Origin of the sequence: Paenibacillus sp. FSL R5-0810 (genome assembly GCF_038002285.1) — a bacterium.
Classification (GTDB): domain Bacteria; phylum Bacillota; class Bacilli; order Paenibacillales; family Paenibacillaceae; genus Paenibacillus_AQ; species Paenibacillus_AQ lactis.
The window spans coordinates 4,987,054-5,002,355 of sequence record NZ_JBBOCF010000001.1 but is presented as its reverse complement, the minus strand read 5'-3'; the positions used below and the strand labels follow the sequence as shown (position 1 = coordinate 5,002,355).

The 15,302-nt window shown below is 54.0% G+C and carries 12 protein-coding genes; 8 read left to right on the top strand and 4 right to left on the bottom strand.

Annotated elements, in window-relative coordinates; translation table 11 throughout:
- Positions 1-233: 233 nt before the first annotated feature.
- The 3 genes from MKX76_RS22235 to MKX76_RS22225 all read right to left on the bottom strand — a co-directional run bounded on the left by MKX76_RS22235 (position 234) and on the right by MKX76_RS22225 (position 5,125).
- Complete coding sequence (locus MKX76_RS22235; protein WP_144871793.1) at positions 234-2,306, bottom strand: serine hydrolase; 2,073 nt, start codon at positions 2,304-2,306, stop codon at positions 234-236.
- Between the two features lie 79 nt (positions 2,307-2,385).
- A complete protein-coding gene (locus MKX76_RS22230; protein WP_144871791.1) occupies positions 2,386-2,835 on the bottom strand; it encodes a SitI3 family protein in 450 nt (149 codons plus the stop codon).
- A 16-nt stretch (positions 2,836-2,851) separates the two neighbouring features.
- Positions 2,852-5,125, bottom strand: a complete 2,274-nt coding sequence (locus MKX76_RS22225) for a CdiA C-terminal domain-containing protein (RefSeq protein WP_341034625.1) — start codon at positions 5,123-5,125, stop codon at positions 2,852-2,854.
- Positions 5,126-5,522: 397 nt separating this feature from the next.
- Here MKX76_RS22225 and MKX76_RS22220 point away from each other — a divergent pair, with 397 nt between their 5' ends.
- The 5 genes from MKX76_RS22220 to argS all read left to right on the top strand — a co-directional run bounded on the left by MKX76_RS22220 (position 5,523) and on the right by argS (position 10,200).
- A complete protein-coding gene (locus MKX76_RS22220) occupies positions 5,523-6,380 on the top strand; it encodes a carbon-nitrogen hydrolase family protein (protein ID WP_007133140.1) in 858 nt (285 codons plus the stop codon).
- Between the two features lie 37 nt (positions 6,381-6,417).
- On the top strand, positions 6,418-7,107 hold the full coding sequence (locus MKX76_RS22215) for a GNAT family N-acetyltransferase (protein WP_341034624.1): 690 nt from the start codon (positions 6,418-6,420) through the stop codon (positions 7,105-7,107).
- 74 nt (positions 7,108-7,181) lie between these two features.
- On the top strand, positions 7,182-7,853 hold the full coding sequence (locus tag MKX76_RS22210) for a GNAT family N-acetyltransferase (protein WP_341034623.1): 672 nt from the start codon (positions 7,182-7,184) through the stop codon (positions 7,851-7,853).
- A 245-nt stretch (positions 7,854-8,098) separates the two neighbouring features.
- Positions 8,099-8,524: a DUF1934 domain-containing protein gene (locus MKX76_RS22205; protein WP_007133137.1), complete on the top strand. Its 426-nt coding sequence runs from the start codon at positions 8,099-8,101 to the stop codon at positions 8,522-8,524.
- A complete protein-coding gene (gene argS, locus MKX76_RS22200; protein ID WP_341034622.1) occupies positions 8,521-10,200 on the top strand; it encodes an arginine--tRNA ligase in 1,680 nt (559 codons plus the stop codon). Before MKX76_RS22205 ends, argS begins: the two co-directional genes overlap by 4 nt.
- A 110-nt stretch (positions 10,201-10,310) precedes the next feature.
- Here the strand turns inward: argS and MKX76_RS22195 are convergent, their stop codons facing one another.
- Positions 10,311-11,456, bottom strand: coding sequence for a S8 family peptidase (locus MKX76_RS22195; RefSeq protein WP_007133135.1), 1,146 nt, complete (start codon positions 11,454-11,456; stop codon positions 10,311-10,313).
- A 362-nt stretch (positions 11,457-11,818) separates the two neighbouring features.
- Here MKX76_RS22195 and rpoE point away from each other — a divergent pair, with 362 nt between their 5' ends.
- The 3 genes from rpoE (at position 11,819) to MKX76_RS22180 (ending at position 15,242) form a co-directional block, all read left to right on the top strand.
- Positions 11,819-12,376: a DNA-directed RNA polymerase subunit delta gene (rpoE, locus tag MKX76_RS22190; protein ID WP_007133134.1), complete on the top strand. Its 558-nt coding sequence runs from the start codon at positions 11,819-11,821 to the stop codon at positions 12,374-12,376.
- Between the two features lie 579 nt (positions 12,377-12,955).
- On the top strand, positions 12,956-14,557 hold the full coding sequence (locus MKX76_RS22185; protein WP_007133133.1) for a CTP synthase: 1,602 nt from the start codon (positions 12,956-12,958) through the stop codon (positions 14,555-14,557).
- A gap of 292 nt (positions 14,558-14,849) precedes the next feature.
- Positions 14,850-15,242 carry a response regulator gene (locus MKX76_RS22180; protein ID WP_007133132.1) on the top strand — a complete coding sequence of 131 codons (393 nt, stop codon included), beginning with the start codon at positions 14,850-14,852 and terminating at the stop codon, positions 15,240-15,242.
- Positions 15,243-15,302 lie beyond the last annotated feature (60 nt).

Genomic DNA, 15,302 nt, shown 5'->3' with positions numbered 1-15,302 from the left:
GAAGAAAGGCACCTTTCGAACCCCGGCCTTGGGCCAATGTTCGAAGGTGCCTTTTTTGAGATACCAGCAAGTATAAACTTTGAAGGATCGAATGCCTGATATCGCAGGGAAAACTTCCGCTAAACGCGGTCAGTCTTCTTTGAGCGTACGTCGACAGACCTCTCTCTTATCGTTCATGCATGAGATAAAAAATCGGATAGTTCAGGAAATTCAAGACGCTGTCAATCGGAAGCTTACTTCAACTGAACGCCGAATACCGAGCCCGGTGCACCGGCAAACACGATCGTGCCGTTCTCCGGCAGCTTAACTTCGTTTGAGCGGCTGACAAGGGAGTAGTTCAGGACCGTTCCCAGTTCGTCATAGACGGCAAATGCGCCTTCGGCAGGCAATGTGACGGTAAGGGTCTTGCCGGCCGCTCCTTTAGGAACGGTATACCATTTGGCGTATCCGTCGGATTGAATGGTCACCGTGGATCGCTTGCCCTTATACAGGGATTTGATGCCGTCCTCGCTCATATACAGCGTTCCGGAAGCGTTGAAATACTCGACACCCTTTTCTTTGGTGAACTCGATGTCCAGCGTATCCCGGCTGCCCGTGCCCGGAACGTTGTGCTTGGTCGTTGCCCGGTCCCGATCGGTGATTGCCATGTCGAGCACATAACCTTTAAGCTCAGGATTGCGGGCAATTTGCATGGTCGGCTTCGTCATGAAGTAGGCGATGGACGTGTATTTTTCGTTCAGCGGGTAATAGGTTTTGCCCTCCCGCTTGCTCCAGGCCGCCTCGACGTCAGGGGTCAGCTTGTTCTCATCCAGCTTTTCGGCAAGATATTGGGAAATCGCTACCTGTCCGAGCTCCGGAACGGTGGCATATTGTCTTACCCAGAGATAGGTTCGGCCGTTGTCTTCCGTGACGAAGCTGGCTTTAATCGTGCCGGCCTCATCGACGAAGGCACCATCCTTCGTATAGATATACTTTTCTTCAGGATAATTGGGCACTTGCGGGACCGAGAGGCTGAGGACGCCTTTTGGATCCAGCTTCACCCGGATTTGCTGCTTGGAAGCACCGTAATAGCCGTCATACTTCAGCAGGTCGCTTGGCAGCTCGGCTTGCACCGGCTTGCCGAAGGATTTGTCGGGCTTGAACTCTTTAATCGTACCCTTCTCCTTCAAAGCATGCAGCAGCAGCTGGGTTGCCAGCAGCTGATTCGTCGAGCTGGAGCCGCCGGATGACAATACAGCCGCAGCCATATCCTGCTCCGGAAGCACGATGAGGGAAGCATGGTACAGGATCGTATCCCCGCCCTTTACCAGAGCCTTCATGCCGTAGTCGTTAAACGGATACAGCCGCACGCTGTCCCAGCCGAGGCCGAAATCGAACGAGTTGTCTGCATCCTCCGGCCACAGGCCGTGCTTATACTCTTCCTGCTCCATCGCGCGTAAGGAGGACTCCGAAAGAATGCCCTCGGCTTCGCCGGTGAAGATGGTGCCGAACTTGACGAGGTCTTCCGCGGTGGAGTAGATGCCCCCGGTTCCGATCACGTTGACCGTTTCATTCGGCAGCTGCTCCGGATACGTCGGATAATACAGGCCTGCCATTTGGTCGAGATCCAGATCGTCCTGTGATGTCTTGGTATGGTTCATCCCCAGCGGCTGCGTAAAATGCTCATGAATGAATGCGGTAAAATCTTTGCCGCTGACGCGCTCCACCAAAATTTCAGCCAAGGTAAAGCCGTCGTTGCAATATACGGAGAATGCGCCCGGATCTGCTTTTAACGTCTGGGTGGACAGCTGCTCAAGCAGCGTGTCGTGTGCGTAGGTGTCGTTATCTTCGAACAAAAAGGCGTTCCCAAGGCTGGAGCCTTGCAGGCCCGAGGAATGGTTAAGCAGCATGCGTGGGGTGATCTTCTTGTAGCGCTCGTCTTTCATTTTGAATTCGGGTATGTACTGGACCAAAGGCGTATCTAGATTAATCTTTCCGGCCTCCACCAGCTTCATCACCGCTGCGGTCGTAAACACTTTGCTCGTGGACCCGATGCCGTACATCGTATCCTTCGTGAGCGGAATCTTTCCTTCTATATCGTTCATGCCCGATTGGCCCGATGCTTTAATCTCTCCGTTGTCGATTAGGGCATATTGGACGCTGATCGTACCGTACTGCTCGGTAAGAAGCGCCGCTTTCTCCGCAGCGATCTCCTTAAGTCCTTTGGCCGAGGCCGCCGGGTCACCGCTTGCAGCCATGACGCCTGATGGGACCAACAGGGTAAGCGTGAGCAAACCTGCCAACATTCGTGAAAGTCGTTTCTTCAATGATAAACCTCCTTATGGTTGATGTATCACTTAGTACGTTTTACCAGCCCGAATGGTTCAATGTTTTTCGAAAAAAATTTCAAACCTTCTCCAAATCGCCCTCGACAAAAGAGAGCTTCAGCGCGTGAAACGGAAACTTGGCGGTTCCCTTCAGCTTCTTATCGTCGACCACGATGCGGCTCCCCGTTCTTGTCAGAATCGGGGTGTCCCCGTTGGACTCCAGAATGCAATCACCTCCAATCCGGCTGAGCAGGCGCCCTGTGAACGCCATGAGCTTCTCCGCCCAGTCCGGCTGATTCGGCAGGATGTCGAACCACAGGCTGAACCGGAGCGGCATGCCGTAATCCTCGCTTTTGAATATCAGTCCCTGTCCGCCTTCTTTGGCCGTCATGGTTGCCCAGTCGAATGAAATGACAAGCTCCTCCGCCGTATTTCGAATGACGTCCCCTTCACCGGCATGCAGCGTTACAAGCGTTGCGCTCAGTTCCTCGAACGATGAGCCTGTTCCCAAATATAAATTGTAAAACACCGAGATCCACTCCTATCTATTTTGGAAACCATCTCGTGATGGTCCCGTCTTTAACAACGAACAGCTCGTCAAGGCCCTCGATCGGCCAATCATCGAACTGCTTCATCAGCTTATCCATCGAGCCCGTGTAGTCGTCCAGATTCAGAACGATGCCGCCGGCCTGCCGCTCGGTTTTGCCAACAACCGTGGACCAGATATTCCGGACGTTGCCCGTATCAGGCGAATAACAGTCAAAGGCTTTGCCGTTGATCAGGAAATCGGGGTTGGACTCGGGCAGAATGCCGTGTCCGTTGCCGCCCTTCGTGCCGGGCAGCATTTCAACATCGTATCCTTGCGAGGCCAGCAGGTCGGCGGTTTCATTTTGCCGCATGATCGGCCGAGGATCATTGGGATCAGGCGTTTCATAGTTGCCTCGCGGCTCGCCGCCGGACGTAGTAGGCTCGGTCAAGCCGGACTCCTCCGGCTTGTTCTCCGGCGGATGATTTTCCCCGGATTTATTTTCGTCGGGTTTATTTTCATCGGGCTTATTCTCGTCAGGTCTGTTATCTTCCGGTTTATCGTTAGGCTTGTTTTCGCCGGGTTTAGTGTCTTCCGGCTTATCGTCCGGCTGCCGGTTCTCGGGCTCCGGCTTTCCGTTCGGAGTTTCTTCATGGCGGTCAGGCCTGCCCGGCGTGTCGCCGTCCGGTTTTGGTTTGAGGCCGAGCTTCGATTGAATGGCGTCGAGCAGGCCCTTAGCCCTCGGTCCCAACCGGACAGACAGCCATCTCAGCCCTCTTCCTACCGGAATCCGGTCGAGCAGAAAGGCCGTGAGCCCTGCCAGCATATGCTGAGGGGAAAGCAGCTTCTTCGGATCGCGGATGTAGCTGGCAATGCTGTGCCCGCTTGATGCAATATCGAGTCCGGTCAAGGCAAGCCCGAGAGCCGGCCAGAATCCGACGAACATAAACCCTAAGGCGAATGCCCCGAGAACGATGGCTGCCTGCTCCCAGCCGCTGAGGCGGTCCCACCAGTTCTGAAGCGAATCGAACAGGCAGGCGAAGCAGGCGGAATCCGGGGCCTGCATCATCTGAAATCCGGAGAAGACGCCGCCGGCAAGCAGAAGGACGGTAAGGGCTCCGAGCAGCACCCCGTATTTTTGCAAATGCTCCTGAACGGTAAGTTCCCGGCTCTTGGCCTCTTCATTCCCATATCGAAGGGAGAAGCCCAGCTCACGTCGTGCTCTGTAAAAGGCAAGGAGGTTTCCGAACCTTTTTCTGCTGCTGAACAGCGCGGTCATGGTGTGAAACAACTCGGAGAACGGATTAAGCATGGATTCCTGACCGTACCTAGGCAGGCGCTGTCTAACCTTGTTCAAGTCGATGTAGTCCATGACCAAACCGCCCGCCAGCATAATCAGGAACACGTCTTTGACCCGGTAGCCTTCCCCGGTCCATTCATGGACGGTCATGATCCAGTCCGGGAGCCGATTTTGCCCGTTCCATGCCACATGATTCAATATGGCCCAGAGCAGCAGGATAACCGGAAACAGGTAGACCCACGGAGTCAGCTTATGGCGGAAACGAACGGCGAATCCGACGCCAAGGGAAATCACTGCGGTATGTAAGGGATGGCCTTCACTCATCATTAACGGAGCAATGCTTTCCTCGAAGTATCCCGGAAATAGGGTAAACAGGTCCCAATGGATCGTTTTGCCGCCCAACAACGTTACGCTGTAGTCGTACTGCCGGGCAAGATAGCCGTCATTGACCCAGCGCCTGGAAAGCTCCTCGATAAGTTGGAAGCCGACGCCCGGGGCTGCGCCCAGGAGCACGTAATCGCTAAGGCTTAGCGCAGACGCCCTGCGGGAGAAGAACAGGAACGCCGCGAGCGGCAGCAACTTCAGGGCTTCTTCCACGATCGGGGTGGCCACCGCCATGGACCAGGCATCCGAGGTGCGGCCGCCAAAGATCAGGTGCAGCAGCTGAATCGTAAGATTCGTAAGCGGCACGACCAGAATTACCCCGGACAGCACCAACAGACTGACATGCTTCCACGGCAGCGTTTTGCTCCGGCAGAGCAGCCAGAACTGCAGCAGCACGTAGAATGACCAGAGGTACTGGACCATCATGAGACGGGAATCCCTAATAAAGATGAGGCTGATTAGGAGAAAGATCAAGGAAAGCCAGGAAAATGCGTAGTAAACCTTTACGACCAAAGGGTGCTTCGCGAGCCAGGCGCGCGCCGCTCCGTATACACTCTCCACCGCATCCCGAATGCGGGTTCGGACCATCGTGATGGACATCGTTACCATGCTCCCCTCCCGTGAATGACCAAGCTTTTGCGCGAGAATCGGCGCGGGTTCGGATGATTCTTTTTTCAATATTTTTACACATTCCCGGATTCGTGTGAACCAATATAAGGAAACTTCCCGAGCGGCCGTGCAAAAATGATGCCAACGTATGAGAAGCAGGAGTGCGGAAATACCCATATCCTTAATTCCGCCCATTTAACAAGCCGGGCAAAGGCTGCTCCCGAGCCCTTCACCAATTTTACTGCTCTACTTTCGCAAGAGCCTGTTTCGCATTCTGGTCTCCGCCGGTTTGCCCATGATACGGGCATTCCGCCCAATCAGATCATCATGGATTCCGCAAGCGAAGTTCTCTATAATCTTATATAATGAAACCAGCACAGGCCTAAGGAGGAGTAGCATGAAGTTTCGCGTTTCCGCCGTGCAGTACCATCTGCACACGATCCAATCGTTTGATGATTTCGCTCAGCAATCGGAGCATTACATACGGACAGCCGAGGAGTTTGAAGCTAATTTCGTGCTGTTTCCCGAGTTCTTCACAACCCAGCTGATGTCCATTGGAGACGACCAAGGCAAGGCATTATCGATCAATGATTTGCCGGATTTCACGGACCGCTATCTGGAGCTGTTCATCCGGCTTGCGAAGCAATATGACATGCATATTATCGGCGGCACGCATGTGATTCGCCGGGCAGGGAAGCTGTATAACGTGGCGCATCTGTTTTACCCGGACGGCCGCGTGGCCGAGCAGGCCAAGATCCATATCACCCCGTCGGAGGTTACCGGATGGAATATGGGGGCAGGCGAGGGGCTCGAGGTGTTCGAGACCGAGTATGGCACGATTGCCATGCTGACCTGCTATGATATCGAATTCCCTGAAATTGTGCGGATGGCGAAGGCCAAGGGCGCCGACGTCATTTTCTGTCCGTCCTGCACGGATGACCGGCACGGCTTCCATCGCGTCCGTTATACGAGCCACGCCCGTGCGATCGAGAATCAGGTCTATGTCGTATTGACCGGAACGGTCGGCTCGCTGCCGACGGTCGATTTGATGCGGGCCAATTTCGGCCAGGCGGCCATTATTACGCCGAATGACATTCCGTTTCCTCCGAAGGGACTGCTGGCGGAAGGCGAGTTGAACCACGATATGATTATTACGGCCGATCTGGATTTAGACCTGTTATATCAGGTCCGGGAGAAAGGTTCCGTTACGACGTGGCGCGACCGCCGTACGGATCTTTATCCGGATTGGGAGTAAACGGATCGCTACAAAACACGGAAAGGCAGGGGGCGGCATGAGCAGCTATTTTCAGCGGTTTTACGTATTTGACGGCGACCGGCCGGTACCGGTTGTCATTCGCGGCTATACGGCGGACGATTTCGACGAGCTGATCGTAATTCAATCCGAAACCTTCCCGCCGCCGTATCCATCCGAGCAGTGGTGGAACAAGGAACAGCTGACCCAGCATGTAACCCGGTTTCCCGAGGGCGCGTTATGCGTGGAGGCAGACGGGGTGCTGGCCGGATCGATTACCTCGCTGATCGTGGATTACGATCCTTCGGAGCCGGCTCATTCCTGGGCGGATACAACGGACAACGGGTATATCCGGACCCATAAACCGGACGGCAATACGCTTTATATCGCGGATATATGCGTGAGACCCCGGTTTCGTAAACTGGGGCTGGGCAAATGGCTGATCCAGTCGCTGTACCATGTGACCGTGCAGCGCGGACTGGACCGCCTGTTGGGCGGCGGCCGGATGCCGGGCTATCACAAGTATGCGGACAGGATGAGTGCCGAATCCTATCTGGAGGCGATCGTCCAGGGGAAGCTGCATGACCCGGTGATTACGTTCCTGCTTCGCTGCGGGCGCACGCCGATCGGCGTCGCGGCCGATTATCTGGAGGATGAGGAGTCATGCAATTACGGGGCTTTGATGGAATGGCGCAATCCGTTTAAAGCTGTACGGGGCGGGCTTAATTGAAGTCTTCCATAGCTATGTTACGCACGGATGAAGAGTCATAATCTACGACCATTAATGAAGGGGGCTTTGCAGTCATGGAATATATTCGGATTACTAGTATCGAGGACCCGCTGTTTCGCAGCATGCACAATCTGATGAAAGAGGTGTTCCCGCCTGAGGAGGTGCTGGAATACGAGCTGTGGAAGGAGCCGTTTGAGGATCCCGGCATCCGCGTGTTTGTAGCGCTGCATGAAGGAGAAGTGGTCGGGACGACCGAGTACCGGTATTACGAGGATTGGAACGTGGCGATGACCGACTTTACGATCATCGGCCGGGAAGGACTCGGCATCGGCCGGTTCCTGGCGCAGCATCGTTTGAAGGACCTGCATGCCCTTGCGGCCGCCAACGGGAAAGAACTGCTGGGCATGTTCGCCGAAATCTATGATCCATATCGGGTCAGCGACTACGAATTCGGCGGAATCAAGCCGATGGATCCGTTTGTACGGCGCGAGGTGCTCTCGCATCTTGGCTACAAACGTACCGATATCGACTATGTTCACCCGTCCTGGAACAACGACGGAGAGGCGGTAACCGGCCTGGACTTCTGCTTCATGCCGAGCGATGACAGCATGTCGGAGCTGCCTGCCGAGCTGATCGTGAATTTCCTGACGCGCTACTACGCCGTCCTGCCGGAAAAGCCGCAAGCATGGCTTGATATGGTGGCAAAGCTCAAGCAGCGGGAGAAGGTAGCGCTGCTGCCCCTGTAATTTATGGAAGCTTGGTTCCCTGGGGAACCAAGCTTTTTCTTATCCCTGCTTTTAGAACAGAAGGTCGGCCGGTAGCCTGATGCCGTGAGGGGCGGCATGGAAAATAAGCAGGCTTTTTGTCGCAAAGTATGGCGCAAACCCTGCATGAAGAAGTATAATTTCTGAAGTATTGTACCATCCTCATTTGAATTGCCGGCCCATACTGGATATATTAATACAATAGGTAGAAAAAAGAGGAGCGTATCATGAACGACCGAAAACAAGCGACCATCCGTCTTCAAAGTCTTCACGAAGGCGAGAATACGGTTCAGGAGCTACCGGCTGAAGTGATCTCCAAAGGGAAGGCCTTGTATGTCCGGTATATCGAACCGAAGATGGGACCGCATCAGGGAGAAACCCGGGCGATGCTGAAGCTGACCGAAGATGAGCTGAAGCTTATCCGCCATGGGGAAGTGGAATCTGAACAGACGTTCAGATTAGGACAGAGGCTGCCGGGATTTTACCGTTCTCCATTCACCTCGTTTAATCTGTCTACGCACACTCAGCGCCTGGAGCTTGCCGTTGAAGGTATGTCCGGACGCGCTGCATGGGTGTATGATCTATACGTGCTCGATGAGTTTTCGGGGCACTTTTCCATAAGTTTGACTATTCAGGAGGCTCATGAATCATGACATTGAATCCACTAGACCATATTAACGGGCTGGTCGCGGAAGCGGTGGCCGATGCCGCCGTCGCTGCCGGACTGGTATCCCGCGAGGAGCTTCCGGCAATTACGCTGGAGGTCCCTAAGGATAAATCGCATGGGGACTTGGCTACGAACGCAGCGATGCAGCTGACCCGGATCGCCAAGAAGAACCCGCGCCAGATTGCCGAGGCGATCCTGGAGCATTTGGATACGGCGAAAGCCTCGATTGAGAAGGCCGAGATTGCCGGGCCCGGTTTTATTAACTTTACCTTGAACAAAAGCTATCTTTACCCGGTCGTTGCCCTGGTTCACGAGCAAGGGGAGCGTTACGGACGCGTCGATATCGGCCAAGGCCGGAAGGTTCAAGTGGAGTTTGTCAGCGCCAACCCGACGGGCAGCCTCCATCTTGGACATGCCCGCGGAGCGGCAGTCGGCGACGCGCTGTGCAACGTGCTGGACTATGCGGGTTATGAAGTAACGCGGGAGTACTACATCAATGATGCAGGCAACCAGGTCGTCAATTTGTGCAAATCGCTAGAAGCGCGGTATTTGCAGGAGCTTGGCCAAGAGGCTGAAATGCCGGAGGACGGCTACCACGGCGAAGATATCAAGGGCTTTGCCAAAGAGCTTGTCGCAGAGAAGGGCGATTCTCTTCTGGCGATGAATCCCGGCGAACGGACCGCATTTTTCCGTCAATTCGGGCTTGAGAAGGAGCTCGACAAGATCAAGCGCGATTTGAATCGGTTCCGCGTGCATTTTGACGAATGGTTCAGCGAAACCTCGCTGTACGAGGACGGACTGGTGGAGAAGTCGCTCGAGGAGCTGAAGGCCAAGGGCGAAGCTTATGAGAAAGACGGAGCGGTCTGGCTGCGCACAACGGACTACGGGGATGACAAGGACCGGGTCCTGGTTAAAAATGACGGGACGTACACCTATCTGACGCCGGACATCGCCTACCACCGCAACAAATACGAGCGCGGCTATGACCGCATCATCAACATTTGGGGCGCTGACCACCACGGCTATATTCCCCGCATGAAGGCGGCCATGGAGGCGCTGGGCAACGATCCGGAAAAGCTGACGGTATTGATCGCGCAGATGGTCAGCCTGTTCCAGAACGGCGAGAAGGTGAAGATGTCCAAGCGTACCGGCAAAGCGGTCACGATGGAGGATCTGATGGATGAAGTAGGCGTGGATGCGATCCGCTACTTCTTCACGATGCGGAGCATGGACTCCCATCTCGATTTCGACATGGACCTGGCGGTTTCCACCTCCAATGAAAATCCGGTGTTCTACGTTCAATATGCGCATGCCCGCATTTGCAGCGTATTCCGCCAAGCGGAGGAGCAAGGGATTGCGCTCCTTCCGCTTTCCGAGGTTGACCTCGGCGTGCTCACGGCGGAGCATGAATATGACATTTTGCGCAAAATCGGCGAGCTTCCGCAAGAGGTGTCGGTTGCTGCCGAAAACTACGCGCCGCACCGGATCATCCGTTATGTATACGAGCTGGCTTCGCTGTTCCACAGCTATTATAAAGCCCAGCGCGTAATTACCGAGGATGCGGAGCAGACGCAGGCACGCCTTGCGCTGCTGGGAGCCGTGCGCACGGTTATCGCGAACGTGCTGCGCCTGGTCGGCGTATCGGCGCCGGAACGGATGTAGGATTCGACCATACGCATAATCATCGACAGCCGCTTATCCATGATGGAAAGCGGCTGTTTCTATAGGCAGCGGCGTACGGGAGCTATTCGATTCGGGCATGCCGAAGCGTTCTATAATTTCATGCCCTCGCGCAAAAACTTCAGGGCATTTACCTCTCCGTCGGAAGCGCTGAAGCCCTTCTTCAGTTTAAGAGGGGTGGAGGTGCGGCGCAGCAGGGACTTGACCGTCGCCTGTTTAAGGTCAGGCTTTTGGGCGAGGAGCAGTGCGATTGTTCCGCTGATATGCGATGTGGCCATGGAGGTGCCGCTCATCTCATGATATTTGCCTTGCAGCCACGTGGATACGATTTTGTCGCCGGGGGCGTAGATATCGACAAATTGCCCACGGTTGCTGAACGCGGGGATTTTGCGGTTCCGGTCGGTTGCTCCAACGGAAATGGTATGGGGGTAGCGGGCCGGGTAATCGGCCGTGCGGCGCTTGCCGTCATTTCCGGAGGATGCAACGATAATAAGGCCTGCCTGATTGGCCTTGCTGACGATATCAAGCAAGGTTCTGCTCCGGGTCTGCATGCCGAAGCTCATATTGATGATATTGACCTCGGCCCGGACACACCAGTCAATCGCCGTTATGATGTCCGATACAAAGGCCGACCCATTGTGATCAAAGGCTTTCACCGGGTAGACCACCGATCTGGGCGCAACGCCAATCATGCCTTGCGTGCTGTTCGCTGCAGCAATCGTGCCTGATATATGCGTGCCGTGCCCGTTGTCATCATATGGCGGGATGTTCCGGTTAACGAGATTGACCCCCTTGGTCAGGGAGTATCTCAAATCCGGGTGGGCGAAATCCACACCCGTATCAATAACGGCAATCTTGATCCGATGACCTGTTGAGATTGACCAGGTTTGCGGGGCTTTGATCTGTTTGATTCCCCATGGGATCCCGGTTAGCGTTCCAATGCTTCCCTGTATCGCTTGGATATGAACCTGGTGATCCTCCTCGATCATCAGCTCGTTCCGGAATTCCGCCTCAAGCTTTGCAGTTTGGGACGCCGGAGCGATGATGGTCCGGACAAGCGGCGAGAAGCTGACTGAACCGTCGAGGCGGCTTTTTCCGGTGAGTCGCTTCCATTCGCTGATGCACGCATGGTACAGCTTAGGGTCATGAAACGTCAGGAGCCGCCGGTTCTCTCCCCGGACGTTCCGCATAGGGTTCGTCTCCGCAAGTAGTGATTGCATGATCCGGGTGTAGTCCATGTGTGGCAATCTCCCTTCTCGATGAACCGTTGCTTCAGTATTGTATGAGCCGGGGAGGGAGCCCGAATGGGACGCAGCCCTTTTTCCGGGAAATAGGCCCTGTTTCGCGTGTCAAAGCGATAGGGCGAACATAAGATACATGGAGGGAGCCTGCAGAGGTTCTTTCATCTATCCCGTAAGGAGTCGATCCTAGGGGCGGATACAGTCGGAAGGCGGAGACGATGAGTCTCCGCCTTTTTCCATGCATAAGATGCCAACCGCATAAAAACTTGATTTTTATGTTTAAATAGGTTTTACTTAGTTTTGATAATGGATATGTTGAGGGTATAACGTGAAGATTGTGTGAGAGGAAGTGTGCGTTAGTGAGTAATCCGCTCAATTTAAAGATCGATCCGGAGAAGATCCAGGAAATCCCGATGGTTGACCTGGCTTTTATGGTTCTGAAGGCGGCCAATACGCCGTATTATTACCGTGACCTGATGAATGAGGTGGCCAAGCTTCGCGGCTTTACGGAAGAAGAGATTAACGAAACGATTGCCCAGTTATATACCGAGATCAATATAGACGGACGTTTCGCTTGCGTTGGAACGAATCTGTGGGGATTGAAGCGCTGGTATCCTCTGGAGCGCTCCGAGGATCCGATTGCGAACGCCAAGCGCCCTCGCATCATCAATGATGAAGACGATGACGACGATGACTTCACCGATGAAGAGGATACGTACAGCGTGGATGACGTCGAAGACGATTACGACAGCCTGGATGACGAAGATGACGATCTCTTCGCCGAGGACGACGATGCTGACGCTGACGTTGACGACGATGTCGTGATCGATGACGACGATTTGGACGATGAGGATGCCGAAGCGGAGGAAGAAGAGAATCTGGATGGCGAGGAATTCGAAGAGGAAGATCTGGATTAATCCGTGATCGAATACCTTGGAATATGACTTGCCGAGGCCAGTTTCAGCAGGTCGTGAACGGGATTGGGAAATAGGGGGATTTTAAGCCTGTTTCTTCCCTTGACAAGCAGACAAGGCACAGAGTAAACTATTGCTTGGGCTTATGATTGTGGATTAAAATATGTTTAATATAAAAGTGCCCCGTTACTACTCGGGGTCACTTTTTTTGTTTTTATGAGCAGGTGTAGGGGTGTCTTCGGAAGGAGGACGCATCCTTGCTCATAGGGATGTCTTCTACAAGACCTCATGATCGATCTGGATGTAGTCTTTGCAGAAGACAAGGATGAAGGTATCAGAACCTGTTCCTGCCCGAATACGCATGATCGGAAGATCTGTGTGCTTATCGTGGGCCGCCTGGATGGATTGCCCACGCGAAGAGGCGGGGACGGTTTGTAATAGGTCGGAGGTCAGCTCGCTCACCCTTAGGGAAGCGGGCCGTGCTTTTTGTTGGTCCCCTCTGATGAATCTGGGGAAAACGGGTTAGGATAAACATCATATGTCGCCTGAAGTTATGGAGATTATATAGGAGGGTTTTTAACAGTGACAAAGTATATTTTTGTAACAGGCGGGGTTGTATCATCTCTCGGGAAGGGAATTACCGCCGCTTCGCTCGGCCGATTGCTGAAGAACAGAGGACTCAAGGTAACGATTCAGAAGTTCGATCCGTACATTAATATAGATCCGGGCACGATGAGTCCCTATCAGCATGGCGAAGTATTCGTAACGGACGACGGTGCGGAAACCGACCTGGACCTCGGGCACTATGAGCGATTCATCGATATCAATCTGTCGAAGAACAGCAATGTTACGACAGGGAAAGTATATTCCTCGGTAATCAGCAAGGAGCGCCGCGGCGAATATTTGGGCGGTACGGTACAGGTCATTCCGCATATTACGAATGAAATCAAGGAGCGCGTATTCCGTGCAGGACGTGAAGCCGGCTCGGATGTGGTCATTACCGAAATCGGCGGTACGGTCGGCGATATCGAGAGCCTTCCGTTCCTTGAAGCGATCCGTCAGATCAAGAGTGATGTCGGCCGCGAGAACGTGATGTATATCCATGTAACCCTCATTCCATTTATTAAAGCTGCCGGCGAAGTGAAAACGAAGCCGACCCAGCATAGCGTGAAAGAGCTCCGCAGCATTGGCATTCAGCCGAATGTCATCGTATGCCGTACGGAGCATGAGCTTTCGACGGAGATGAAAGCCAAAATCGCGCTCTTCTGCGACATCGATCCGAACGCAGTTGTGGAATGCCGCGATGCGTCCTCTCTGTACGAGGTGCCGCTGAACTTGCGTGACGAGGGTCTTGACGAGATTGTCGTCAACCACTTGAAGCTGACTACGCCGGCGCCTGACATGAGTGAATGGGAGGCTCTGGTTGAGCGCGTATCCAAGCTGGAGAAGACGGTTGAGATTGCCATCGTGGGTAAATACGTGGCGCTTCATGATGCTTACCTCAGCGTGGTCGAATCTTTGTCGCATGCCGGATTCGATGCCAATGCCGAAGTGAAGATCCGCTGGGTGAATGCCGAGGAGATTACGGACGAGAACGTGGAAGAAGCTTTGAACGGAGTCGGGGGCATCCTCGTACCGGGCGGATTCGGCGATCGGGGGATCGAAGGCAAGATCAGCGCGATCCGGTATGCCCGTGAGCGCAACATTCCGTTCTTCGGCATCTGCCTTGGCATGCAGGTATCGGTAATCGAGTACGCCCGTTCCGTCTTGGGATTGCAGGGGGCGAACAGCTCCGAAATCGATCCGGCCACCGAATATCCGGTCATCGATCTTCTGCCGGAGCAGAAGGATGTCGAGGACTTGGGCGGAACGATGCGCCTCGGCTTGTATCCGTGCAAGCTGGCTCCGGGCTCGCTGGCCGAAGCCTGCTACAAGGACGAGCTGGTGTATGAGAGACATCGTCACCGGTATGAGTTCAACAACCAATACCGCGAGGACATTGAAAAGGCAGGATTGCGCATTTCCGGGACGTCGCCGGACGGACGTCTGGTCGAAATCGTGGAGATGCCGGGCCATCCTTGGTTCCTTGCCGTGCAATTCCATCCGGAATTCACATCGCGTCCGAACCGCCCTCAGCCGCTGTTCCGCGAATTCGTGAAAGCTTCGATTCAGCATCAGGTGTAATCGGCGAGCTATAGCAGACTGCGCCCATTCCAACGCATAATAGTCCCCTTTAAGCAGACCTTGAGGCGGTTTGCTTAAAGGGGATTTTTTATGCTGAGCAGGCATCATACCTTTTAACAGCAATGGGTATTTCTGTGTTTTGGCAGGGCATTATTTTCCAGAAATTTTTCGAAAGTAAGGAAGGATTTCGACTACAGCGGGCGAATACAGATAATGGTCGGTTTATGGGGCGTTAAGGGCTCTTAGATTTGCGTATCATCAATGCCATTTAAGGATCGGGAGGCTTTGAAGAATGAACGAACCAAGCAAACACAAAGTGTTGATCGTGGATGACCAGAACGGAATTCGGATTCTGCTAGTGGAAGTGTTCAGCAGCGAGGGATATGAAACGTTCCAGGCCGCCAACGGCAAGGCGGCTTTGGAGATCGTGAAGCTGCATGCGCCGGATTTGGTACTGCTCGATATGAAAATTCCGGGGATGGACGGGCTTGAGATTCTAAAGCATATTAAACAGATGAATCCGGATATCAAGGTCATCATGATGACGGCCTACGGCGAGCTGGATATGATTAAGGAAGCGACGGATCTCGGCGCGCTGATGCACTTTACGAAGCCCTTTGATATCGACGAGATGCGGCAGGCCGTCAATATGCAGCTGAAAGGCGCGGCGAACAAGATAGGTTAAGCTATGAATTCTGCTTCAATGGCGGAGTTCTTTTTTTTGCCAATATGTGATGCAGGGGAT